The sequence below is a fragment of the Alicyclobacillus hesperidum subsp. aegles genome, assembly GCF_027923525.1.
Lineage (GTDB): Bacteria > Bacillota > Bacilli > Alicyclobacillales > Alicyclobacillaceae > Alicyclobacillus > Alicyclobacillus aegles.
The window spans coordinates 114,076-138,131 of record NZ_BSBJ01000003.1 but is presented as its reverse complement, the minus strand read 5'-3'; the positions used below and the strand labels follow the sequence as shown (position 1 = coordinate 138,131).

Below are 24,056 nucleotides of genomic sequence, written 5' to 3'. Positions count from 1 at the left end.
TTGGACGGAAGGTGAAACAATGGCAAAGAAGGCGCGTCAGAGCTGGTTGGACAAGCGGTTGCGTCGAATCGCTCTGGCGCTCGTGATTTTCGTTGTATCTGTCGTCTGTGTGGTCGTTGGTTGGTACCGAACGAGTCTTGCTCCGGTATCGTCGCGCACGTCGCTTACAAAGGTCGTCGTGCACACAGGCGAAAGCGTCGGTGCCGTGGCCAAAGATTTGGCAGCACGGGGTTTGGTGCGCAGTGCAACGGCGTTCTCACTATATGGACGTTTACACGGCGCGCTTGTCATCCAGGCAGGAACATACGCGCTGTCTCCGAACATGGGGATTCCGCATATTTTCGCGAAGCTGTCAGGTGGCGATGTCATTTTGGAAGCCGTGAACGTCACCATCCCAGAAGGCTACGATATCGCTGACATCGCAGCCACACTGCAGAGAGACGGCGTCTGCACAGCGCAATCGTTTTTGCGCGCCGTGCAAGCCAGCGATTATACGCAACCGTTTCTGCAACAACTCGCTGGGCGCAAGCAAATCCGTTACCGACTTGAGGGTTACTTGTTTCCAGATACGTACCAGTTTTTGCGCGGTGAGAATCCGCAGGACATCGTCAACGAAATGTTAAACGACTTCGCGACACGCGTGCTTACACCAGCCAACCTCAAGTTGATGCGAGCCGAGGGACTGTCTTTGAATCAGGTGGTCACGGAAGCGTCGCTCATTGAAAACGAGGCCGAGGTTGAGCAGGAGCGGCCGCTTATCGCGAGCGTGATCGACAATCGTTTGCGGTTGCACATGCGATTACAAATCGATGCGACCGTTGACTATGCCATAGGGCATCATCTTGCAGTCGTGACCGATGCGGATATTATGGACGCAAAAAACGCGTACAACACGTACTTGGTGACGGGCTTGCCACCCGGTCCGATTTGCAGTCCAGGCCTGGCGAGCATCGAGGCGGTGTTGCATCCGGCGCACACGCAGTATCTGTATTATGTTGCGAAGGGCGACGGCAGTGGAGAACACTACTTTGCCAAGACTTATGCACAGCAGTTGCACAATGAAATGTTGCGCGAGCAGAATTTACAGCATGCGCACAGCTAACGTTTCCCGAGAAATGATCACATAACAGACGCTCCTACTGGATATGGTAAAGTCAACCGGTGAAGGCTCTTTTTGCACCCTTCACGCGTGAGGCGATGTTATGCAGTGGTGGAGCGATACGCCGGCGTCCAAACGCCGGCTTTTGTTTATTCACGGGGTGTGGCTCGCAGCTATTCTGGCCCTTTCGCTGAAGTTGGTTGCGGTGATGGCGTGTTTGCGGCTGGGCCGTGGTATGGAGTCAAATCTCCACGGCGAGCGCTGGCGAATCGACATGGAGCATTTTCGCACGCAAATGGTCGCGGATGGTCGTGGCGTGATTCGATTTCGCGATGGCACGCCATGGTTGCCAGCGAACTGCCCTGTAGGGAAGCGTGGTGTAGCCTTAGCTCCGGAATTGGTGGGGCGTGTCGGAAAGCCAGACGTTTGGCCGAACCCGCAGTTGGCCGTGCCCGAGGAAGGACGCGGTGGGCTTGAACAAGCTTTGGACGCCGTCCTGCGATCGCGCCGACCGGCGATGGTCGGCCACTTGGATATGGCGGACGGTCGGCCTAATCCGTTATCTGGATATGCCGGAGGTTATGGTTTACTGCCAAGGCGCGGCGCCGATGTCGTGACAACGCTCGACGCCCGCATGCAGATGCAGGCGGAGAAAATCCTACGCGATCGCGGTCTACGCCACGCCAGTATAGTCGAAGTCGACTTGCACCACCGGGACGCTTTGGTCGTAGCTTCGGCGGCGCACGGCGTCCAAAGCGATGCTTTGACGGCCATCGCGCCGGGATCAGTGTTCAAACTGGTGGTGGCAGCGGCGGCCCTCGACACGCATGTCGCGCGGGCGAAGGAGACATTTTCTTGCGATGGCGTGGCTCACCTACCACACGTCGCGATGCACTGTTGGCGCGTGCACGGTGTCGTTTCGCTGGTAGACGCCATCGCCCAGTCATGCGATGTGACGTTTGCCGAACTTGGGGTTCGTCTCGGCCACACCGCAATCGAAAAAGCCGCTAGTCGGTTCGGGCTGTTGACTACAGGTCTGGAGGCTCTATCCGGATCGCAAGGGATCGTTCCTGAGGCGGCGCACGGCATCGTCTTCCGCCGCCGCGGAGATGATCCTGGGCTTTTGGCGAATACGGCAATTGGTCAAGAGGATGTGCGCATGACGCCGCTCGCGGGTGCGCTTTTGGCGGCAACGGTGGCCTCTGGCGGCGAGTACAGGCCTGCGCGGCTCGTGCTCGGCTGGCGCGCTGGTCAACGTTGGGTGTCTATGGCCCCACCGCCTGCCAAACGCGCTTGTGATCGCTATGCGGCTGGCGTGATCGGACAGGCGATGTGGCAAGCTGTGCACGATCCGCACGGGACGTTGTATGCCTTGCACACGTTTGCAATTGCGGCAAAGAGTGGCACCGCCGAACTGGGAAGCGGCCGCGTCAACGCTTGGATAGTCGGCTATCGCATGACAGGAGGTCATCCGTCGTCTGCTTTCGCGATTACAGTACATGACGAGCCGAGCGCGAAAGCGCACCGGGACGTTCTGGCAATCGCCAAGGCATGGTTGGCATCACCAGCTTCTGTTATGATGAATGCATGAAACGACAGTTCGGAATTACGCGTGTATGGGAGACAACCCAATCGGAGAAGTCGCGGCGATTTGCAGGCCGCGACATCGGGTTTTGGATGAGGCGGCTCGTGGGCGCAATTGTCATGCTGATTGTCTACTTGCCGCTTGCGCACGGTTCGTTTGTCTTGCGCACCTTATACGATGTTCTGATTTTCGGACAATGCGCCATGATCCTCGGGCTTGTCGACGAGCGCAGTCGACGCTGGGCCCCATGGGTGACGGGTGGTGCGTTGGCGCTCGTCGCGGCCTTGGTGATATTGGGAGACCAGCCGTTACACCACGCGACGGACGCCTTATGGCCGCTGTTAGGTTGGCTTGCCTCGACGATGGACGTGATCGATCCGCTGTTGACCATTTTGTATGCCTTGGTGAGCTTACTCGTCGTGCTGACGAGCGGCATGTCGCCTATCCCTGCGGCAGTCGAGGGGTTCGGCCTTGTCGTGCTTTTCTTTGGAGTGCGCGCTGGGGCACTGCGACGCCGCGAGCACGAGCATCTTGTTCACGCGTACGCCATGTTGGCCAGGGAGACGGAAGCGGCGGTGCGTCTCGAGGCAGATGCTGAGCGTTTGCGGTTGGCGCGGGATATGCACGATGGGATTGAGCGGCAATTGACATCGCTGATCGTCCAATTGGAGGCGATCCGCACGGCCTCCCACACAGGCCGGCAAGACGACGCGGCCAGGCTGTGTGACGAGGCAGTTGCAGAGGCACGCCACGTTCTTACGGACCTCAGGCGTACAGTCACGGTCATGGGCGATTCCATGGAACATGGTATCGATTGCGGGTTGCTGCGCAATGTGGTGGAGCGTTTCGAGCGTAAGTTCCAGATTCCGTGCACATGCGACATGTCCATTGCCATCGACGAATTACCGACACGTATCACGGCGACACTCTACCGCATCTTGCAAGAATTGCTGACCAACGCAGCCAAACATGCAGAAGCCGGCAGCATTGACGTGCGTTTGTACCGCGAAAACAGCAGCGTGGTGCTTGAGGTGACCGATGATGGCGTGTTCAGGGATGTGGCAACCCTGAAGGAGGAGGCTGGGATGCGCTCCGTGCGGGAACGATGTCTGTCGCACGGTGGCAGCTTGACGTTGGCGGTGGCGGGCGATCACGGCATGCGCGCGACGGCGATTTTACCATGGGTAGCGAAAGAGGCGAGATGATGACGATTCCATAGCGGTATCTCGTCGAATCGTAGCAGAAATTCTGTCCAGCTCGCATACAGTTAGCAGCGTCACACCCGACAACGGTCGACCGGAGGTGGGCGTTCTGTCTGGTATTTTGACGCTGCTGGCACTTGTGCTCAAGGATGTTTCAGTCTTTGTTTCATATGTAAAGAATGGCGCCTTTCCTCAACCTCTGTCTGCTGAGGAGGAGCGGGAAGCCATCGCCCGCCATACACAGGGCGACACATCTGCTCGCAACTTGCTTATCGAACACAACTTACGTCTGGTCGCACATTTGGCCAAAAAATATGAAACGTCAGGCGAAGATCAGGAGGACCTTATATCCATTGGCACCATTGGGCTCATCAAGGCCGTAGAAAGTTACAGTGCCGACAAAGGCACGAAGCTGGCGACCTATGCCGCACGGTGCATTGAGAATGAGATTCTGATGTATCTGCGGAGCACAAAAAAGCATCGCCGGGACGCATTGCTATCGGATCCCATTGGCACCGACAAGGACGGCAATGAGATGACCTTAGCCGACTTACTGGGTTCCGACCCTGACGAAGTTGTCGATACAGTGGATTTGTCATGGGAGAAGCAAAAGATGTACGAGTGTCTGCCGATGCTGCCTGCGCGAGAGCGCGAGGTCTTGTGCAAGCGTTTTGGCCTTCCTGACGGAGAAGAGCGCACGCAACGTGAAATCGCAAAGGAATTGGGGATCTCGCGCAGCTACGTATCGCGCATTGAACATCGCGCCTTGGGTAAATTGTATGAGAATATGCGAAGTGGCAAGGCCTCGCAATCCGATTCACCTGTGTAAATGAGGACGTTTGCAGCCAAGCTGTCTGTACGGGCTTCTGAAGCCCAAGTGGACGGTTTGGCTGTTTTGCAAACTATGCTTTTTCTGGCGGCTATGCTATCATGTCTTACCGTCATATGTGAACGGCCTTAGAATTGGGTGAGAATTGTGGGAGTTTTGTCTCGGCTCATGCCGGACGAGTATGTGCGTTCCATTTACGAAATCGACTTAGAAGACCTTTGGCGCCGGGGAAAGCGACTGATCCTGACCGATCTCGACAACACCTTGGTGCCCTGGAACCATCCGCAGGTGCCTGAGAAACTTGCGGATTGGCTGAAAATGGCGCACGCCAAAGGATTTCATGTCTGCATCGTCTCCAACAACGGCGAGGCACGGGTCGACGCTTTTGCCAGAGCTTCTGGATTGCCTGCCGTTGCTGGCGCTCGCAAGCCGAAGTCGACAGGGTTTCGCATGGCTTTGGAGCGATTCCAACTCCCACCGGAAGCTGCCGTGATGGTCGGAGATCAGTTGTTTACGGATATTCAAGGAGCCAATCGGCTTGGCATGTACAGTATTTTGGTCCTGCCACTGGATCCTAAAGAGTGGTGGGGTACGAAAGCGGTGCGCATGATGGAGCGCGTCGCCTTGATGATGTTGCGCAGTCGTGGACTCAAGCGCCCACATGTCGTGCGCGTTGGGAGGTCGGAAGATGGTCGCTGAGATTGTTTGTCTCGGGTGTGGTGCGCCCTTGCAAAGCACGGACGAGGACAAGCCCGGTTTCGTTCCTGAAAGCGCCGTTGGCAAACCGGATGTCTTGTGCAGGCGATGTTTTCGCATACGCCACTATGGAGAATTTCTGCCCGTGACTGTCGATGAATCGACGTATCAGGCGCAAGTCGCGCAGATCTTCGAGCGACCAGGCCTCGTCCTCTATGTGGTTGACGTGTTCGATCTCGCTGGCAGTCTCGTACCGAATCTGGCTCGCTTTGTTCTCAACAGCGAAGTTGTGGTTGTCGTCAACAAAGTCGACCTGCTGCCGGAACGTGTACAGTACACGCGCCTGGCCGATTGGATTCGCGGGCAGGTGGAACGCACGCGCGTGCCGGTGAGTGATGTTTTGTTTGTCAGCGCCGAAAAGCAGCTTGGGATCGAACAAGTGCTTGGTCTTGTCGAGTGGGAAACGGAACGACCCGTTTACGTGGTTGGGATGGCAAATACGGGTAAGTCGACACTGCTTAATGCCATTGCTGGCAGGCTCAGCGACAAAAAGGCTCCGTATACGGTGTCCCGTCGACCGGGGACGACATTGGCTCTGTCCCGGCTCGAAATCGCTGGTCGTCACGGGAGGATTGAGCTATACGACACGCCGGGTCTGGTTCACGAAGCGCGCGTCATTGAACGCCTGTGTGTCGATTGCCTGCGGATCGTCGTCCCGCAAAGTCGCTTGCGTCCCCGCGTGTATCAGCTCAATCCAGAGCAGACGCTGTTTTTGGGCGGGATTGTTCGGTTGGATTTTGAACGGGGAGACAGACAACCGATTGTCCTGTATGTCGCAAACGACTTACCGGTTCACCGCACGAAGCTGTCTCGCGCGGATGAGATTTGGGAGCGGCATCAGGACGATATCCTACAAGTTCCATGTGCCGTATGTCGCCCAGACTTTGCGAATCGCCGTAGCATTCGCCTACAGCGCGTCCGCCGTGGCGAACCGTCTGCGCGTGGAAGCCTCGCCATCTCGGGGCGTGGCAGCGATATTGTGATCCCGGGACTCGGCTGGATTGCACTGTCTGGACGGCCGTTTGACGGCGTGTTGAGCGTGCCGTCATGGCTTCGGCCGAGTTTGCGTCCGCGTTTGGTAGGCGACCTGTCGCGGCGCATGGAGGCAGACGCGCAAAGGGGAGAGGAACGATGAAGCTGTTCGGGGTCCTTGGCAACCCGGTTGCCCATTCCTTGTCGCCCGCGATGATGAACGCAGCCTTTACAGCCGAGGGTATTTCGGCGGTCTATGTGCCATTCCGCGTCGAGCCGGAAGACTTAAGTGATGCGCTGCGCGGCCTGAAAGCTCTTGGTGCCGTCGGCGTGAACGTGACCATTCCGCATAAACTCGGGGCTTTTGCTTGGGTGTCAGAGCGCACAGAAGAAGCGGAACTGGTTCAAGCTGTGAATGTCGTCCGATTCACATCCACAGGCGCCGTCGGGCATAACACGGACGTCAGTGGTTGGTGGCGGTCCGTCGAACACGCGATGCCGCAAGAGCCGTTGCGCGTCGTTGTCCTCGGCGCTGGCGGCAGTGTCCAGGCCATTCTTGCGGCACTCTCCATCCATCGCCCTGGGATAGACGTTGGGATCGCCGCGCGGCGCGCGGAGGCAGTTTTGCTGTTGGACAAGCAATTTGGCGATCGGCTGCATCTGCGTCATGTTGCGTGGGCGGATCGACATCAGGCGGTTGCTGATGCCAATGCGGTAATTCAATGTACGCCACTAGGCATGTGGCCGAATGCCGATATGTCCCCAATCGACGATCCTACGGTATTTAGCCCTGGTCAACTTGTGCAAGACATTGTGTATCGGCCACTTGAGACGACGTTTTTGAGGATGGCGAAGGAAGCGGGAGCGACGGTGGTCGACGGCGCTTCGATGTTGATTTGGCAAGGCGTCGATGCGTATGAGTGGTGGCTTTCGCAAAAGGCGCCGGCGCAGGTGATGGCGGATGCGGTGTATAGCGCGCTCAACAAGGAGCGAGGGGCACAATGAACCGCGAAAATGGGGTGTGGTATACTGAAAGCGACTTACATCGTTCGCAATCGGAGCCACTGCCCGCGACGTCAGCCAAAAAGGTGTTGCTGTTTGGTGGCACTTTTGATCCGCCGCATGTAGGTCATTTGACGATGGCGCAGCTTGCTTATGAGCAAACGGGGGTTGATGAGGTCTGGTTTCTGCCCGCCCCCAGTCCACCGCACAAAGCGGACATTGCGGATGACACGTTTACTTGGCGGGTCGCCATGGTTTCGGCCTTGCTGCATGATCGACCGCATTTGCGAACGATGCCGCTCGAGGCGAGGCTGCCGCGCCCGTCTTACACGATTGATACCGTCAAGGCATGTAAGCAATGGTACCCAGGCGTCGACTTTATGTTTTTGCTGGGCGCCGACAGTCTAGCACACCTGCCGACATGGAGTGGTGCAACCGCGCTATGTAGCCTGGTTCCGTTTGTTGTGGCGGCGCGTGAAGGGTATCCAATTGCGCAGACCATGGCAAAGGTGCGCGAGGAGTTGCCAAATTTGCAGGTCGGCGTGATCGAAATGCCGTTACTGGACGTCTCGTCAACGTGGTTGCGCCAGCGTTTGGATCGCGGGCAAGATACGTGTGAGCTTGTTCCAGAGCGCGTGCTTGACGTCTGGTGGCAAGGACCGAATGGAGTGGCGAAGGATGTCGGAGATCAAGCTTGATCGTTTGCTTCAGGATTTGCGAAGACAACTGTCTGACGTTCGTTTTCGCCACGTCGAAGGCGTTGTGCAAACGGCACGGGATTTGGCCAATCGCTTCGGGGTTTGCGCAAGCAAAGCGGAAGTAGCTGCCTGGTTGCACGATTTTGCGCGCGAATGGTCGAGGGATCGGTTGTTGCGGTATGTGAAAGAACATGCAATTTCGCTCCCGGACGAGTGGCTTACGGTACCTTTGTTGTTACACGGACCGGTCGCTGCGCATATTGGAAAACAAATGTATCAAATTGAAGATGAAGAGATACTCGATGCAGTGCGCTATCACACCACGGGCAGGCCCAACATGACGGATCTGGATCTGGTGCTGTTTGTTGCGGATGCCATCGAACCGAATCGCTCGTATCCAGGCGTCGAGGCCGTGCGGGCGGCACTGACAGACGGGCTGGCAAACGCAGCGCGGGCCAGTCTCGACAACACGATTACCTACTTGATTGCCACCGGCCGCCCGCTTGGATTACTCGCAGTGGCGGCACGCAACTCGCTTCTTGAGCGAGGAGTGTAACACGATGGCCAATGCTTGAGGAGGCATGTGCATGCAGCAGACAATCGAGCAAGTCGCCCGTCGCGCGGCGACGGCGGCACAGGACAAAAAGGCGACCGACGTTCTCGTGATGAACGTGCAAACCTTGACACCGATGGCCGACTACTTCGTCATTTGCTCGGCGTCGTCGCGGCCTCAGGTAGAAGCCGTAACACGCGCCATCCGCGATGATTTAGGCGAACTTGGCGTCACATGTAAAGGGGTCGAGGGTCTCGAGGAAGCGCGCTGGGTCCTGCTCGATTTTGGCGATGTGGTCGTGCATGTATTCAGGCCGGAAGAGCGCGAATTTTATCACATTGAACGGCTTTGGGGCGACGCGGAAGTGCTGCCGCTCGAAACGTCGAATGGTTGATCGCTGTGTTGTATGATGCGTTTGCAGACGTCTATGATGCGCTCATGGCCGATGCGCCTTACGCAGAGTGGCGGGCGTTTTTAGAAGAACGCTATCGCCTTGACAGCCTGGATATCGCGGATATCGGTTGCGGAACCGGTGTTTTGACGGTTGAATTGGGACGCCAAGCCCGCTTGTGCATTGGCGTTGATCAATCCGAAGCGATGTTGAGCATCGCACAGGAGCGGGCGATGGCCGCAGGAGCGCGCATTGTCTGGTTGACGCAGGACATGCGTGAGTTGCGGCTTCCTCGCCCGGTCGATCTCGCTATCGCCACGTGTGATGTATTGAACTATTTAACGTGTGAAGATGACTTGCGCCAAGCGTTTCGTGCGATTGCAAATACACTGCGCAACGGCGGCGTATTTGCGTTCGATGTCATCGGCCCTGCTCGGTTGGACATGTTGCAACATGGGTATTGGCACCAGGTTGATGACGACGTCGCTTTGCTCCACGAGACCGACGTGCAAGGGGATTGGATACGACACGAAGTTGTGGCGTTTGCCCGCGTGCATGAGGTCGCTGGTGAGCCGTTGTATCGCCGTATTGAAGAACGGCATCGCCAACGTTATTATCCACTCCCACAGGTGCAAGAGGCTTTGGCAGCGGCTGGATTACAGTTGATTGAAGCCACAGGGGATTTCGGCAGACAATCGGTAGAGACTGCTGATAGACTCGTGTGTCGGGCGGTGCGTCCATAGGCGCGCCGTCTTTTTAGGACTTTTCGCCGCCCGCCTGAAACGCGAGAAATGCGGCAAGCGCATCTGGGTTTTCCTGAAAAAACACCACGAGTGCTTGCAGGGATTCAAGCGTCTTGGGACTAACGTGATGTTCAATGCCTTCAACGTCTTTCTGCAATGTTTCTTCTGCGACGCCGAGCATACGCAAAAATTCCGCCAACATAGCATGCCGCTCCTTCATGAGCCGGCCCATCTTGTGCCCACGAGCGGTAAGCACAATCCCCCTGTATTTTTCATAGCTGACATACTTATTCTCATCTAATTTTTGGAGCATTTTTGTGACGGAGCTGGGCTGTACAGCAAGGGAGTTCGCAATGTCGGACACGCGTGCGTACCCTTTTTCGAGGATCAGTTCATAGATTTTTTCCAAGTAATCTTCCATACTGGGTGTAAGCAAACAGGATACCTCCAATGCGGTCACCCATGATTCTACACGACATATCGAAACTCCGGCAAATGGTTTCCTACGATAGCATATTCGCCTTCAGTCGACCCGTTCTTCAAAGTTTAAACGAATCTAGTGTTCAGGCAACAGGCGATACCAGCCTCCGCCGCGAATGATGAAGCAACAGTTCGAAAGACGATTCGCACGGAGGGATGGGTATGCAAGATCGCCATCTCTGGCTCGTGGAGCCGGAGCCGGAACACGACCGTGAAGCGCCTGGCGAAGGCAGGATGTTGCAAGTTGGTTTGCGCCCGCTTAACAGGTGGTGGCGCGTTGTTGGCGTGCTGATGGTCGCGCTGTGCGCTGCGGGTCTAGGTATCTTCTTTGGTCACAGCGCGAATCCGAAGGGATCGGTGAACCTCGGTACGAAAGCGCTTGGGACGTCTTTACAAGCCCGTGTCAGCACAAATAACGCGACAACTGCCAATGACGGAGAGGCGCTCGGTACGATTGAGGTCGATGTGCATGGTGACGTACGTCGTCCTGGCGTTGTTCAGGTGCTGTCGACCGCGCGTGTCGGAGACGCCATCCGGGCGGCAGGTGGCTTTCTTCACGCTGCGGACGCAGCCACTGTCAACCAAGCGGCTTTGCTCTGGGATGGCGAAGAAATCGATGTCTTGGCAAGTGCACCCGCTGGCGGAATCGGCGACGGCACGGCCCCCTCCCAGATACCGGGGGCTGCTCGAGGATTCGCCTCGCCAACGTCGATGCGTATCGATGTTAATACGGCCGATGCAGCGACTCTAGAAACACTGCCCGGCGTCGGCCCGAAGCGGGCCGCAGAAATCATTGCTTACCGGACGGCGCATGGCCCATTTGCCAATTTGCAGAGCCTTGGGCAAGTGCGCGGGATCGGTCCAAAAACCTTGGCCAAGTGGCAGAGCTTGCTCAGCTTTGGCGTTGGATCGCCAGCCGGCGGGGCGTGAGTAGCCCTTGAGACGCTCGGTCGTTGCATGCAGTTGTGCATGGCTATGGATTGTGGCGGAATGGTTGTCATATCGTTGTGTGAACTGCGTGCAGGCCATATGGGTGGCATGCTGCTCCGCTGGTATCGGTGCGGTGTTGGGGCTGCTGTTCCGGTGGCGACACAAAAGCTACGGACTGAAGCTGGTGTTGGTCATTGTCGTGCTGGCCATCGGCGCATGCAGCTATGGACTCATATATGCTCGCCTCTGCCCTGGCCGTCCAGCGGTCGAGCCGGGTGTCTACACAACGCTGACAGGCGTGATCGAAAGTGTGACGCAAAAGCAAAGAAATACGGAGTTATGGTTAGAGGTAACGAGTGAAGGGGAACTGAGGCAGCCCTGTCGTTTTCGCGTACTGGCACTTGTTCCGGTTTCTACGGTTTGGCAAACCGGCCAGTTGGTACGGGTAAACGGCATCTATGTATTGTCGGTTTCGAAAAACCAAAGTGTGCTCGATATGCTTGCACCACTTTGGTTGTTTCGCGGAAAAGCCTATCCCATGACAACGGGGCATGCTTGGTTCACGGATACGGGTGCCGCGGCATTGGCGGCCATGCAAAAGACGGTATCGACGAACCGGGTGGCGAGTGCAACGTTGGCCGAATCCATCGTGATCGGAAGGTCCGCACCCATTGCCAATACGACGCAATCGGCGTTTTTGGCGGCGGGTGTGGCGCACCTGCTCGCTGCGAGTGGCGCCAATGTCACCTTCGCATTGCGCCTCGCCCTTATGCCATGGCAGTTTGCGGCGCGAGCAGCCGGCCGCTGGCGGAAAACGGCGCGATGTGTATATGCGCTTGCCGTGATTTGGGTCTTCGCCGCGCTGTGCGGGGGCACACTTTCCATCCTTCGTGCCGCCTTTGCCGCCTCGTATCGGATCCTGGCAACAAGCCTGGGCAGATCGGTCGGTGGTGGGGTTACCTTGACGGCATCCTGTCTGTTGTTCGCTATCGCCTTACCCGCCGACTTCACGCAGCCGAGTACGTTGTTGTCGATGTTTGCGACATTCGCCGTGTGTGAAGCGACAGATTTGGTTGAGGCGTCGCACGTACGAGCTCAAGCACCGAACCCATCGCCTTCGTGGCTCTCCTTTCCCAAAATAGTAAATACATTGTGGCGCACCATGTTCCATTCCGTTACCACGAGTCTTGTCGTGGATGCATATCTGTTACCCGTCGTTTGGTGGATGTTTGGCCAGTGGACACCGTACAGTGCCATTGCGACCGTGCTTTTAGAACCTATGGCTGCTTGGTTGCTGCCTCTGACCGTCATTTGGGCGGCTCTATCCCTATGCGCGTCCCTATTGGCACAGAATATGATCTTGTTCGATCTCGCGCATGCATGTGGTATCCTCGACACAAATTTGGTGTCCATTGTTATGGCTATTGTACAGACAATCGCCCATTGGCCATGGAGCCTCGTCCAAATGCCCCCGTTGCCTCTGCCTGCCGCTTTGCTCTGCGTGATCGCGATGGCATGCTGCAGACGCCTGCACTTACCGTACATAGCGAATCGCAGATTGCGTATACAGAGTCGTGTAAATCGACAAACGATATGATATGATTTTGCGTTGGAAGATGTTCGGTCTTGTCGCCGTGCCGGATCGGACAATCGGGCAACAGAATTCAAGGACACTGGAACTGGAGAGGACGAGCATGAGCAAAATCGTAATTGTCGGCGCAGGCTATGCAGGAATGATGGCCGCCGCTCATCTGGATCGGGAAGGCATCCCGTTTACCATCGTCAACAACCACGACTATCACTACCTGACCATCCTCCTGCACGAGGCTGCTGGCGGTCGTGATGACGGTGAAAAGTATGCCATCCCCATCAAAGAAGTGCTGCGCAAAGACACCTCGGAATTGGTTGTTGCAGAAGTGACGGGTATCGACAAGGCGAATCGAGTCGTGAAGACGTCAACGGGAGATATTTCGTACGACTACCTCATTTACAGTCTGGGGTGGGTGTCGGAGTACTTCGGCATTAAAGGCCTGAAAGAGTACAGCTTGAGTATCACCAACCTCGATTCGGCCATCGAGATTCGCAAGCATATCGATAATCAGTTCCAGCTCTATACGCAGGACGGCGACGAACGTCATCTGCGCATCGCCCTTGGCGGCGCCGGTTTGACGGGCATCGAGCTCATGGGCGAATTGCTTGACTATCTACCGAAGCTCTGCAAGTCGCTGAACATACCTTGGGAAAAGGTTGACCTGCAGTGCATCGAAGCGATGCCTACCATTTTGCCGATGGTGGCCGAACACCTGCGTCCATTCGTCGTCGAGACGTATACCAAAAAAGGCGGTAAATTGCGCACGGGTACCAAGATCAATGAAGTGACAGAGGGCGTCATTCATCTCGATGGCGGCGAAACGGTTGAAGCAGGTACGATTATTTGGACGGGTGGTGTCCGTGCGAATCCGTTGTTGTCCGAGTCTGGCTTCACGGTTGATCGCCGCGGTCGCGCGAAAGTCAACGAATTTATGCAGTCCGTCGATGACGAAGTCATTTTCATCGCTGGTGACAGTGCATGGGCCGAGGATGCAAATGGCCGTCCATATCCGCCAACAGCACAAAATGCTGAGCAGATGGGTGCACTGGCTGCGAAAAACATTATGTTGCGCGAGCGCCGTCGACCCATGGAGCCGTTCCATCCGCGCGATTGGGGCACGCTCTGTTCGTTGGGAGCTGAAGTGGGCGTCGGCAGTTTCATGGGCGTACCCATCAAGGGCGTCATGGGTGCACTTGCGAAGGAAGGCAGCAAAGCGAAGTACCTTTGGGAACTTGGCGGCATGCGCCTCGCGGGTAATCGCAGCAAGTATGTGATGAAACTCTAATCGCTGTAACTCAGCTTTTCATTTGTAGGTTCGATTTCAATATGCGCCTTCCTGGGTCAGGTTGTATACTGGTGCCGGGGAGGCGTTTTGCTTTTGGATGTTTTTCAAGCGATAGATGAGTTGGAGGCAAACCGCTTAGCTTCCGTCTACGTGCTATACGGTAGCGAGATTGGCCTTGTGGACCTGTTTTGCGATCGCGCTACGCGTATCGGTGGGTTCACGAGCATTTCCAGATTTGACTACGAAGAGGATGGTTTTGAACAGGCGCGATTAGAACTGGATACCTTGTCATTTTTTGCCGAAAAGGCTTTGGTGCATGTGCGCAATTGTGTTGCACTGACCAGTCAAGGTAAATCTGGATCTGATGCAGATGCGCTCGAAGCGTACTTTGAAAACCCCGCACCTGGACGCGTACTGGTGCTCTCAACGGTCGCAGATAAGCTCGACGAACGTAAACGCATAACAAAGGCAGCAAAGCGACATGTCGTGGTGCAATGTACGACACCAAAAGAGCCGGAGGCTTTGCGCCATCTCAAGCGCTTTGCAAAAGAACGCGGTGTGGATATCACGGAAGAAGCGATACAGGAACTTTGGCGGCGCGTGGGCAGCATGACGCATTGCCTGAACGAGCTGGAGAAGTTGTCCGTATACGCTTTGGACAGGCGCATTGAACGCGCGGATGTCGAACAGCTTGTGGCGAGAAGTGTGGAGGACAGTGTCTTTGACTGGATTGATTGCGTTGCCCAAGGGCAAATTGCTACTGCACTGACGAATCTGCAGGGACTGGCCCGGCAAGGCTATGATCCGCTGGCGCTGATGGCGCTTTTGGCGAGGCAGATTCGCATGATGGGGCTTGCGAAATCCCACGGCGACGGTCGGGAGACGTTGGATCAACTTGCGAAACGGGCAAGTGTGCATCCGTTTGCGATGCGGGTGGCGGCCAAACAAGCGCAGCGTTTTGCACTGCGGGATTTGGAAATGTTGACGCGGCGGATCGCTGACAGCGAATACGATGTTAAGCGCGGGCGGAGAGACCCACAGCAGGCCTTGGAAACCATCCTCATGGAGGCTGCTTTGGCGGCGAGTACAAGAAGTTCACCCCGGGTACAGTAACGCAAAGGGGGTGCGTGTATGGAACAGAACAGGAACGACGGCCCTGCGGTTCGTACGATTGGAAAGGATGGGCAACTACATGTCGTACCGTACACGGTGCCGGAAAAACCTTCGGCCGCAAAACTGGTCGCCGACAAATTGCACGTTCCTTACCAGGAGGGTGGCGACAATGGCGCGCTGACCGCGGAACAGGCGGGGGCGGTTGGCGGGCATTTGGGCGGCCCGATGGTTGCGAAGCTGGTGGCATTGGCTCGCCAGGAACTGGCCAATGGGCATGTGGAAAGGCTTCTACAAACACAAAAAGCGACTCCACCGAGTCGCTGATTGCCGGCCATGAGGCCTTATTTTGTTTGATCAGCCGTTGTTGGCCAAAGCGTTCAGACGCTTGGTCAAGCGCGACTTTTTACGCGCAGCGGCGTTTTTGTGCAATATGCCTTTGGTAACCGCCTTGTCCAAAGCGCGAATGGCAGCACGCAAAGTCTCCTGCGCCTGTTCGACGTCTTGCGTCGCATAGGCCGATTCAAACTTGCGGATGCTCGTGCGTAGAGCGGACTTCAAGGATGTATTGCGAAGCGTTTGGCGCTTAGCAACCAAAACCCGTTTTTTCGCGGATTTGATGTTCGGCATCGATGGTTCACCTCCAGTGCACAGAGCCGTCATCATGCAGACGACAGAGAGTGTAACACAGACTGGTCATTGTCGCAACAGATGGGAGGTAAGTCGATGGAGCAGCGGATCGGATGTAAGCGCTGGCGGCGAGTGCCGCTTAAAGAATGCCACATGTCGGTTACGCACAGAAGTCCGCGCACCGACCTGGCGATGGAAGCGCACGAACTCGCTTCGCGGCAAGGAACTGTTCATGGCGTCGAGGAATCGCGCGAAGAACACGAGGGCATAGTCGTCACGCGCGTGCGTGTACGGACGCAAGCGGCACAGCGGCGCCTTGGCAAGCGCAAGGGAACATACATCACGCTCGATGTCCCAGGCTTGCGTCACCGCGATCTCGATTTACAGGAGCGAGTGACCAGGGTATTGGCGGACGAACTCAAGCATCTGCTTGACCTCCCTCCGTCAAGTACCATTTTGGTGATTGGGTTGGGCAACGAGCATGTGACGGCCGATGCCCTGGGTCCGATGGTGGTCAACAAGCTATTTGTGACGCGCCACCTGTTCGAATACATGCCTCATGTGCTAGGCGACGGCAAGGGCTATCGTTCCATCGCGGCCGTTTCACCGGGCGTCCTTGGCTTAACAGGAATTGAGACGAGTGAAATCGTGCGCGGCATCGTCGAGCGCGTGCGGCCTGACGCCGTGATTGCGGTTGACGCTTTGGCATCGCGCTCCCTCTCTCGCGTGAACGCGACGATTCAGCTGTCTGACGCAGGCATTCAGCCTGGTGCCGGCGTGGGCAACAACCGTCGCGCACTTGACAAGGAATCGCTTGGCGTCCCCGTGATTGCCATTGGCGTGCCTACGGTCGTCGAGGCGGCGACCATTGCCGGCGACGCCATAGAGCTCGTGCTCAACCAACTGCGCGAACAAGTGCCAGGCAATGCAGCGACGGCGCTGTTTGATCAATTATCGTCAATGGAGAAGTGGCATTTGGTGAAAGAAGTGCTTGAACCTATAGAAAATAATTTGGTCGTCACACCTAAAGAAGTGGATGATTTTATGGACAATGTGGCCTATATCGTCGCCAAGGGCTTGAACGTTGCGCTTCATCCTGCGATGACATTTGAAGATGCGGATCTCGTCACGCATTAAAACGTTAGGCCGCCCGTTTGACCCGGGCGGCCATGGTCGTTGGCTTTTAGACGGTTAGGTGGACTGCATCATGCCGCTTTTTGCGAGAATGCTTTGTACATATTGCTGAGTCTCTGGATACGGTGGAATACCACCATATGCCTTCACGGCGTTTGGCCCTGCGTTATAGGCGGCGAGCGCCAGCGGTACGCTGCCCCCAAATTCCTGCATCAGTTGCGCGAGATAGCGGGTGCCTCCATCGATGTTCTGCGCAGGGTCATAAGGATTTTGGACGCCGAGCGCGGCGGCCGTCGTCGGCATCAACTGCATGAGCCCGATGGCACCGGCATCCGAGACGGCATTTGCGTTGCCGCCGGATTCCTGTGCGATCACGGCCCGTACAAGCGACGCAGGCACATCATAGCGATTGGCGGCCTGTTCGACGAGCGATGCGAGATTGTCGTTGGAGCCTGTGGCCGTGGTCGGCAGAACGTTGGAGCCTTGAGCCAGTTGATCCGGCAAGGTCGTGTCCAAATTGCCGATGAGCGCCCCGGCGTAGTTTGGCAGCGCCGCCAACAGGCCACTGCTGTCTATCGGGAAGCTTGTATCATCAGCCCCGACGATGGTATCCCCGTTTCCACTGGCATCTACATCGGGCATGTCTTCTTCGCCAGACATGAGCGCCCACTCGGCCTCAAGCAACAGCGCGAACGCCTGTGCAGCGCTGGTGACCTGCGCCGTATTGTTGTTCGTCTGCGCGTAGGTCCCGTTAAGTGGTGCGAGCGCACTGCTCTGCGAAATCGTATTGTCCATCTGAAAATTCCCTCACTGGTGTCGCAGGTTGGTCGCCCAACCCTAATCTTGAAGTCTCTCTTCGACCAATTCGTTCTTGCGGTGTGGTTTCCTGCTCGCAAACCTACCGGTCTACTGATTTTTTGTGGATGGTGATAATTCTTTTCGTTTGGGCATAGGCTGGAGATAGAAGCGAGAACGAAAGGAAGCATGCGCAGATGAACTTTTCATGGCAGCACGCGCAAAGAAAGCTAAAGCAAATTGCCGCAGTCGTCATTTTTGTATCCATCTTGCTCGGTGCGAGCGGAACCGTATTTACCATTGTTTCGACAGTTATGTCCCATCTCGGTACAAGCACGGTGTCCGTCGCACCTGTCACGCAGGTTCCTGCGACGACGAGTAGCGCTTTTGCACCTGAAGGCGTGACGACATATCAGCCGCCTGTGTTAGAATACAACAATTTCCCAAGTGATAGTAATCCTGTGACGACGGGATCGAGCACGACTTCACCCGATCCGCAAGACGCCTCGAACAGCGCCTTGGCGGCGGCCATGGATACCGGTGGCGTATACGTCGGCGAGCGGATTACACATGTCTTTGGCTCGATGCTCAAAGGTGTGCTCAATACGTTGTTCCTAAATACAAACTGAGCTAGGTGTGGAGGACGTCATGGAGTCGATGCGTGAAAAGCGCCTTCGGGGTGCTCTTGAGCTCGAGCTGTTATCGGTCGGATGGATTATGACTGAATCGATTCTTTCAGCGATTGCGGCCTATCGCGTAGGGAGCCTATCGCTATCTGCATTCAGCGTCGATAGTGCGGTGGAACTGGTGAGTGGCATGTTGCTGGTTGCGCGCCTGTTTATCGAAATCCAGTCGGGTGTGCCGATGAACGCCAAGCACCCCGTCGAGCGCTGGACGAGCGGCTTTATTGCCGCATGTCTGTTTGTGCTCGCCGGTTATATTGCGGTGAAGTCAGGACAGGCCCTGCGCCTGCGCGAAGGCCCCGAACTGTCGATCCTAGGATTGGCCGTTGCAGCCGCAAGCAGCGTCATAACGCCTTGGCTGGCCGTGCAAAAATTGCGATATGGGCGCGAGATCGGAAGTCCATCGCTGATTGGGGATGCGATGTGTTCGTTTACATGTGCCTACATGTCGTGGACGCTGCTCGTCGGCTTAGCATTAAACGACGTGTTCCATTGGTGGTGGGTGGACGCTTTGGCGGCGACAGGCATTCTTTACTTCGTGCTACACGAGGGCTTTGAGGCTTTCGCGTCGTTCACCTCGGGAGAGGGACATACACACACGCACCACAACCACTGATCCCAATGTGGCGGGCACCTCACGCGAGTGCTATAATCTAGGGCAAGCCGCGCATTAGGCGCGGTTTATTTGTGTCGAAAACGGAACGTGCGCCTGTTTACGCAGACCACGCTTTTTGCAAATGGGATAGATTTTAAGGCAGCTCTGGCGGCTTCATGGTTCCGTCAGAGAGGAGGATGAACGGTGTCTACGGCGGATCGGCAATCGCGCATTCGCAACTTTTCAATCATCGCACACATTGATCACGGCAAGTCGACGCTGGCGGATCGGATCCTGCAGCTAACTGGGGCAGTCAGCGAGCGGGAGATGCAGGACCAGTTACTTGATCAGATGGATCTTGAGCGCGAACGCGGCATCACCATCAAGTTGCAGGCGGTGCGACTGGCGTATCGCGCGAAGGACGGCAATGAATACGAATTAAATTTAATTGACACGCCAGGACACGTCGATTTCACGTACGAGGTTTCAAGATCGCTTGCCGCGTGTGAAGGTGCGCTGCTTGTGGTCGATGCGGCGCAAGGAATTGAGGCGCAGACCTTGGCAAACGTCTACCTGGCTTTGGATAACGATCTCGAAATTCTTCCGGTCATCAATAAGATTGACCTGCCCAGTGCTGAACCGGAGCGCGTGCGCACAGAAATTGAAGATGTGATTGGCCTGGATGCGAGCGAGGCGGTTTTGGCTTCCGCCAAAGCGGGCATCGGCATCGAGGACATTCTCGAGCAGGTCGTGGCCAAAATTCCGGCACCTCAAGGCGATCCGCATGCGCCTTTGCAGGCCCTTATCTTCGATTCGCACTACGACGCGTATCGCGGCGTGATTGTTTATCTGCGCGTCTTTAACGGCACCGTGAAGAAAGGTATGCGCGTGCGCATGATGGCGACGGGCAAAGAATTCGAAGTAGATGAGGTCGGTGTCTTTCGGCCGCGCATGACGCCTGTGGACGAACTTTCAGCCGGCGATGTCGGGTATTTGGCGGCGAGTATCAAGAATGTGCGCGATACACGCGTCGGCGATACGGTTACGGATGCCGAACATCCGACTCCAGAGCCGTTGCCTGGGTATCGCAAGACGAACCCGATGGTGTTTTGTGGACTGTACCCGGTCGATTCCGCTGATTATCAGGATCTGCGCGAGGCGTTGGAAAAGCTCGAACTGAACGACGCGGCACTGAGTTATGAGCCGGAGACGTCCAGCGCCTTGGGATTCGGCTTTCGCTGTGGCTTTCTCGGCATGTTGCACATGGAAATCGTACAAGAGCGGCTCGAACGCGAGTACGGGCTGACCTTGATCACGACAGCGCCCAGCGTCGTCTATCACGTGTATCGGACGGATGGCACCATGCAGACGGTCGACAATCCAAGCGAAATGCCGAATCCGGATCGGATCGAGCGGATTGAGGAACCGTACGTTCGGGCATCGATTTTTGTGCCAAAGGACTATGTCGGTAGCGTCATGGAGCTCTGCCAAGAAAAACGCGGACAATTCCACGACATGCAATACCTCGACGAGACGCGGACGACGATTGTGTACGATCTGCCGCTTTCGGAAATTGTTTACGACTTCTTTGATCGGCTCAAATCTTCAACCAAAGGCTACGCGTCGTTCGACTACGAGTTGGTCGGCTATCGCGAGTCCAAGCTTGTGAAGATGGACATCTTGCTTAATGGTGAAGTGGTCGATGCCCTGTCCTTTATCGTGCATCGCGACAAGGCGTACGACCGTGGGCGGGTGTTGTGCGAAAAACTGAAGGAACTCATCCCGCGCCAGATGTTCGAAGTGCCCATTCAGGCGGCCATCGGAAATCGCGTGATCGCCCGCGAGACGATTCGCGCTATGCGCAAAAACGTCTTGGCCAAATGCTATGGCGGCGACATTTCGCGTAAGCGCAAGCTACTGGAAAAGCAGAAAGAGGGCAAAAAGAGAATGAAACAGGTCGGCAGTGTCGAGGTGCCGCAGGAAGCGTTTATGGCCGTCTTAAAAATGGAGTGATCGACATGGCCGATTGGTTTGATCGGGAGGCAGGAGCTTGGCCTAGGTCTTTGTACGTGCACATTCCGTTTTGCAAGAGCCGATGTTTTTACTGCGATTTCAATACGTATGTGGCGCCGGAACGCGTGATGGAAGACTATGTCGACGGCCTCGCACGGGAGTGGGAGATGATTGCGCAGGAAGGTGTACCTCCTTTGCGAACCGTATTTTTTGGCGGCGGTACGCCCACGCTCTTGGCGGACCCGTTGCTGGCGCGCATGCTGCAATCGCTGCATGCGCATTTTTCGTTGGACGAGGAAGCGGAAGTGACCTTCGAGGCCAACCCAGACTCCATTACGCCAGAGAAGTTGCGCGTGTTGCGCGAATATGGGGTCAATCGCATCTCCTTTGGTGCTCAGACATTTCGCGATCACCTGCTCATGGCCATCGGTCGCGCGCACGATAGCGACGCCATTTCTGCCGCCGTCGATGCAGCGTTTGAAGCGGGCTTTCGCCATATCAACATCGATTTGATGTTCGGCTTGCCAGAACAGACCATCGAAGACGTCGAAGACAGTCTCTTGCGCGTATTGGCTTTGCCTATCGATCACGTTTCCGCTTACTGGCTCAAAGTGGAGCCCGGCACGCCGTTTGCCAAGTGGCAGGAGCTTGGCCAACTTCCGCTGCCCGGCGAGGACGAGGAGGCGGACATGTATGATCTCGTCCGCGACACCCTCACACAAAATGGTTTTTGCCACTATGAGATTAGCAACTTCGCGAAGCCGGGGGCAGAAGCACGCCACAACCTCGTATACTGGCGCAACCAGCCTTATCTTGCGGCGGGGGCAGGGGCACATGGCTATGTTGGCGGCGTCCGCCACGAAAATTTGCGCAAAATCCGCGATTATCTTGACGCGATCGCGCTGGGGCGGCGTCCTTACGCCGAGGAGACAGCCATCTCAATCGCTGAACGCATGGAAGATCAGGTCATGCTCGGACTTCGCTTGGCCGAAGGCGTGTCAGCCCCCCGCTTTCAGGGGCGCTTCGGCTTGTCTATCGAAGAGGCTTTCGGGGATGTGTGGCGCGGGCTGCTCGCGCAGGGTCTGGTGGTTGAAGTGGAAGGTGGGTATCGTATTCCCGCTGGTTATTGGCCCGTTGCCAATGCCATCTTCGCGAAGTGCATCGGCGCCGTTACAGTCGATTGACAATGGGCGCTGGCGTTGCTATTGTCAAGGAGAGTAGTTTAGCACTCGCGGAGTTGGAGTGCTAACAAGGAGGCGAGAATGATGTTGACGCCCCGCCAACAGTTGATTTTGTCTGCAGTGATCGAGGACTATGTGCGGATGGCCGAACCTGTCGGCTCGCGGGCGCTCGCCAAACACGAAGAAATTCAGTTCAGCCCAGCGACGATTCGAAATGAAATGGCGGATTTGGAGGAGATGGGTTACCTGACGCAGCCTCACACTTCGTCGGGGCGTATTCCGTCTCAGAAAGGCTATCGGTTCTACGTCGATAACCTGTTGCGGCAGGGTCACGTCGACCGCAGCGCTGGCGCCTTCCTGAAAGATTTTTTCACGAAGCGGATCGACGAAGTGGAGCAGGTTGTGCGCGAAGTATCGACGATGCTATCTTCGCTGACCAGGCAGACGTCGATTGTCCTTGGACCCAATATGTATACCGAAAAGGTGCGTAAGATTGAGCTGATTCCCATCGGCTCCGGGCGGGCAGTCGCCATTCTCGTGACCGATACAGGTCATGTGGAAAACGCACACGTCCATTTTTCGGAGGATATTCGCGTCGATGACGTAGAGGCTATCGTCAACGTTTTGAACGATAAACTGGTCGGTGTGCCCATTTCGAAGTTGCGCAGCAACCTATACGCGGAGTTGGCTGAAGAACTGTCGCGGACGGTTGAGCGTTTCGAAGATGCGTTGGCGGTGTTGAGCGAAGTCTGTCAGGTGACGGACCGCGAAGAGACGGTGTACATCGGCGGCGCGGCGAACGTCCTTAGCCAACCAGAATTTCACGACGTCGAAAAGGCGCAGTCCATTCTCAGCCTATTGGAACAAGGCGGTACCGTTACGTCTTGGTTCCCGAAGGACGAACGCGGACTCACGGTGCGTATCGGCGCGGAAAACAGCGTTGGCGCATTGCAAGACTGCACCGTTATGACGACGACCTACAGTTTGTACGGGCATCCCGTGGGCCATATTGGTGTGTTGGGGCCCACGCGTATGGACTACAACCGCATCATGCAAATCCTTCAATATACGTCGGCGGCGTTGACCGAGTTTTTGACGCGCTGGAGCACAGGCAATTGATGCTACATCGGCGCGATACTCGAAGAAAGGATGTTCCAGGTGACGGAAGACTCGACGAAGCAATCAGATGCAGAGCCGATGGTGGACGACGCCCAAGCGACTGTAAACGAAGAGCAACAGGCGGACTTCGCCGCGGCTGAACACGATGTTGACGCTGCGGAACTCGCTCGCGAGGATATTTCCTTTGACGAGGACGGTGTACCCGAGACCGCGCGCGACCCGAGGGATGCGCAGATTGAGGAACTGACCCAGCAATTGTTGCGTACGCGCGCGGACTTTGACAATTTTCGTCGGCGTACGCGCCAGGAGCGCGAAGAATTGACCCAGTTTGCGACGAAAAAACTGCTTGGCGACTTGCTGCCGGTTATCGATAATTTTGATCGCGCGATGGCGGCCCTCGACCAGGTGGACGAGCCGCAACTGAAAACGGGTATTGAAATGGTCCACCGGCAGTTGCAACAATTGCTCGGGCAATATGGCGTTGAAGCGATGGCGGCGGAAGGCGCCACGTTTGATCCCGCTTTGCACGAGGCGGTTATGCAGGAGTCGGCGGAAGGTACAGAGCCGGGCGTCGTATTGCAGGTCTTACAAAAGGGCTATACGATTCACGGCAAAGTGCTGCGACCGGCGATGGTCAAGGTCAGCGTCTAAGCTTACTTGACCTTTTGAAACAACGTCTG

At 56.3% G+C, this 24,056-nt stretch carries 26 protein-coding genes; 23 read left to right on the top strand and 3 right to left on the bottom strand.

Features of this window, described 5'->3' with window-relative positions; all coding sequences use genetic code 11:
* Positions 1–19 precede the first annotated feature (19 nt).
* The 11 genes from mltG (at position 20) to QMF38_RS01855 (ending at position 9,830) form a co-directional block, all read left to right on the top strand.
* Complete coding sequence (gene mltG, locus QMF38_RS01905; RefSeq protein ID WP_281758532.1) at positions 20–1,102, top strand: endolytic transglycosylase MltG; 1,083 nt, start codon at positions 20–22, stop codon at positions 1,100–1,102.
* A gap of 100 nt (positions 1,103–1,202) precedes the next feature.
* A complete protein-coding gene (locus QMF38_RS01900) occupies positions 1,203–2,690 on the top strand; it encodes a penicillin-binding transpeptidase domain-containing protein (protein WP_281758530.1) in 1,488 nt (495 codons plus the stop codon).
* Positions 2,687–3,889 carry a sensor histidine kinase gene (locus QMF38_RS01895; protein ID WP_058094799.1) on the top strand — a complete coding sequence of 401 codons (1,203 nt, stop codon included), beginning with the start codon at positions 2,687–2,689 and terminating at the stop codon, positions 3,887–3,889. The genes QMF38_RS01900 and QMF38_RS01895 overlap by 4 nt, the downstream gene beginning before the upstream one ends.
* 106 nt (positions 3,890–3,995) lie before the next feature.
* Positions 3,996–4,715, top strand: a complete 720-nt coding sequence (sigK, locus tag QMF38_RS01890; RefSeq protein ID WP_058094871.1) for an RNA polymerase sporulation sigma factor SigK — start codon at positions 3,996–3,998, stop codon at positions 4,713–4,715.
* 168 nt (positions 4,716–4,883) lie between these two features.
* Positions 4,884–5,414, top strand: a complete 531-nt coding sequence (locus QMF38_RS01885; protein WP_052012160.1) for a YqeG family HAD IIIA-type phosphatase — start codon at positions 4,884–4,886, stop codon at positions 5,412–5,414.
* On the top strand, positions 5,404–6,606 hold the full coding sequence (gene yqeH, locus QMF38_RS01880) for a ribosome biogenesis GTPase YqeH (protein ID WP_058094800.1): 1,203 nt from the start codon (positions 5,404–5,406) through the stop codon (positions 6,604–6,606). Before QMF38_RS01885 ends, yqeH begins: the two co-directional genes overlap by 11 nt.
* Positions 6,603–7,448 (top strand): shikimate dehydrogenase, encoded by an 846-nt coding sequence (gene aroE / locus QMF38_RS01875; protein ID WP_058094801.1) that lies wholly within the window; start codon positions 6,603–6,605, stop codon positions 7,446–7,448. Before yqeH ends, aroE begins: the two co-directional genes overlap by 4 nt.
* A complete protein-coding gene (gene nadD, locus QMF38_RS01870; RefSeq protein WP_058094802.1) occupies positions 7,445–8,143 on the top strand; it encodes a nicotinate (nicotinamide) nucleotide adenylyltransferase in 699 nt (232 codons plus the stop codon). The genes aroE and nadD overlap by 4 nt, the downstream gene beginning before the upstream one ends.
* Positions 8,124–8,699, top strand: a complete 576-nt coding sequence (gene yqeK / locus QMF38_RS01865) for a bis(5'-nucleosyl)-tetraphosphatase (symmetrical) YqeK (protein ID WP_232302268.1) — start codon at positions 8,124–8,126, stop codon at positions 8,697–8,699. Before nadD ends, yqeK begins: the two co-directional genes overlap by 20 nt.
* A 31-nt stretch (positions 8,700–8,730) precedes the next feature.
* Entirely contained in the window at positions 8,731–9,090 is a 360-nt protein-coding gene (rsfS, locus tag QMF38_RS01860; protein WP_006445521.1) for a ribosome silencing factor, read from the top strand.
* Between the two features lie 5 nt (positions 9,091–9,095).
* Positions 9,096–9,830, top strand: a complete 735-nt coding sequence (locus tag QMF38_RS01855) for a class I SAM-dependent DNA methyltransferase (RefSeq protein ID WP_157057234.1) — start codon at positions 9,096–9,098, stop codon at positions 9,828–9,830.
* Between the two features lie 13 nt (positions 9,831–9,843).
* On the opposite strand, the gene mntR is transcribed toward QMF38_RS01855, so the two are convergent.
* Positions 9,844–10,251 (bottom strand): transcriptional regulator MntR, encoded by a 408-nt coding sequence (mntR, locus tag QMF38_RS01850; RefSeq protein ID WP_198146661.1) that lies wholly within the window; start codon positions 10,249–10,251, stop codon positions 9,844–9,846.
* Between the two features lie 221 nt (positions 10,252–10,472).
* Here mntR and QMF38_RS01845 point away from each other — a divergent pair, with 221 nt between their 5' ends.
* The 5 genes from QMF38_RS01845 to QMF38_RS01825 all read left to right on the top strand — a co-directional run bounded on the left by QMF38_RS01845 (position 10,473) and on the right by QMF38_RS01825 (position 15,553).
* On the top strand, positions 10,473–11,240 hold the full coding sequence (locus QMF38_RS01845; RefSeq protein ID WP_058094805.1) for a helix-hairpin-helix domain-containing protein: 768 nt from the start codon (positions 10,473–10,475) through the stop codon (positions 11,238–11,240).
* Between the two features lie 88 nt (positions 11,241–11,328).
* Complete coding sequence (locus QMF38_RS01840) at positions 11,329–12,837, top strand: ComEC/Rec2 family competence protein (protein ID WP_198146658.1); 1,509 nt, start codon at positions 11,329–11,331, stop codon at positions 12,835–12,837.
* 97 nt (positions 12,838–12,934) lie between these two features.
* The gene (locus QMF38_RS01835; RefSeq protein ID WP_232302269.1) at positions 12,935–14,116 is read left to right on the top strand and encodes an NAD(P)/FAD-dependent oxidoreductase; all 1,182 of its coding nucleotides are present in this window, start codon (positions 12,935–12,937) and stop codon (positions 14,114–14,116) included.
* A 93-nt stretch (positions 14,117–14,209) separates the two neighbouring features.
* Positions 14,210–15,229, top strand: a complete 1,020-nt coding sequence (gene holA, locus QMF38_RS01830; protein WP_058094808.1) for a DNA polymerase III subunit delta — start codon at positions 14,210–14,212, stop codon at positions 15,227–15,229.
* Between the two features lie 18 nt (positions 15,230–15,247).
* Entirely contained in the window at positions 15,248–15,553 is a 306-nt protein-coding gene (locus tag QMF38_RS01825) for a small, acid-soluble spore protein, alpha/beta type (RefSeq protein ID WP_058094809.1), read from the top strand.
* A 30-nt stretch (positions 15,554–15,583) separates the two neighbouring features.
* Here the strand turns inward: QMF38_RS01825 and rpsT are convergent, their stop codons facing one another.
* On the bottom strand, positions 15,584–15,856 hold the full coding sequence (rpsT, locus tag QMF38_RS01820) for a 30S ribosomal protein S20 (RefSeq protein WP_040288297.1): 273 nt from the start codon (positions 15,854–15,856) through the stop codon (positions 15,584–15,586).
* A 96-nt stretch (positions 15,857–15,952) separates the two neighbouring features.
* On the opposite strand from rpsT, the gene gpr reads away from it, so the two are divergent.
* Positions 15,953–16,993: a GPR endopeptidase gene (gene gpr / locus QMF38_RS01815; protein WP_083496109.1), complete on the top strand. Its 1,041-nt coding sequence runs from the start codon at positions 15,953–15,955 to the stop codon at positions 16,991–16,993.
* Between the two features lie 54 nt (positions 16,994–17,047).
* Here gpr and QMF38_RS01810 read toward each other — a convergent pair whose 3' ends face one another.
* Positions 17,048–17,785 carry a lytic transglycosylase domain-containing protein gene (locus tag QMF38_RS01810; RefSeq protein ID WP_058094810.1) on the bottom strand — a complete coding sequence of 246 codons (738 nt, stop codon included), beginning with the start codon at positions 17,783–17,785 and terminating at the stop codon, positions 17,048–17,050.
* A 197-nt stretch (positions 17,786–17,982) separates the two neighbouring features.
* Here QMF38_RS01810 and QMF38_RS01805 point away from each other — a divergent pair, with 197 nt between their 5' ends.
* From QMF38_RS01805 to grpE, 6 genes are all read left to right on the top strand, one after another.
* Positions 17,983–18,414 (top strand): hypothetical protein, encoded by a 432-nt coding sequence (locus QMF38_RS01805; RefSeq protein WP_058094811.1) that lies wholly within the window; start codon positions 17,983–17,985, stop codon positions 18,412–18,414.
* Between the two features lie 19 nt (positions 18,415–18,433).
* Complete coding sequence (locus tag QMF38_RS01800; RefSeq protein ID WP_058094812.1) at positions 18,434–19,084, top strand: cation diffusion facilitator family transporter; 651 nt, start codon at positions 18,434–18,436, stop codon at positions 19,082–19,084.
* 183 nt (positions 19,085–19,267) lie between these two features.
* Positions 19,268–21,076 carry a translation elongation factor 4 gene (lepA, locus tag QMF38_RS01795; protein ID WP_058094813.1) on the top strand — a complete coding sequence of 603 codons (1,809 nt, stop codon included), beginning with the start codon at positions 19,268–19,270 and terminating at the stop codon, positions 21,074–21,076.
* Positions 21,077–21,081: 5 nt separating this feature from the next.
* Positions 21,082–22,260: a radical SAM family heme chaperone HemW gene (hemW, locus tag QMF38_RS01790; RefSeq protein ID WP_058094814.1), complete on the top strand. Its 1,179-nt coding sequence runs from the start codon at positions 21,082–21,084 to the stop codon at positions 22,258–22,260.
* A gap of 81 nt (positions 22,261–22,341) precedes the next feature.
* On the top strand, positions 22,342–23,376 hold the full coding sequence (gene hrcA / locus QMF38_RS01785) for a heat-inducible transcriptional repressor HrcA (protein ID WP_058094815.1): 1,035 nt from the start codon (positions 22,342–22,344) through the stop codon (positions 23,374–23,376).
* A gap of 30 nt (positions 23,377–23,406) precedes the next feature.
* The gene (grpE, locus tag QMF38_RS01780; RefSeq protein ID WP_058094816.1) at positions 23,407–24,027 is read left to right on the top strand and encodes a nucleotide exchange factor GrpE; all 621 of its coding nucleotides are present in this window, start codon (positions 23,407–23,409) and stop codon (positions 24,025–24,027) included.
* Positions 24,028–24,056: the final 29 nt, after the last annotated feature.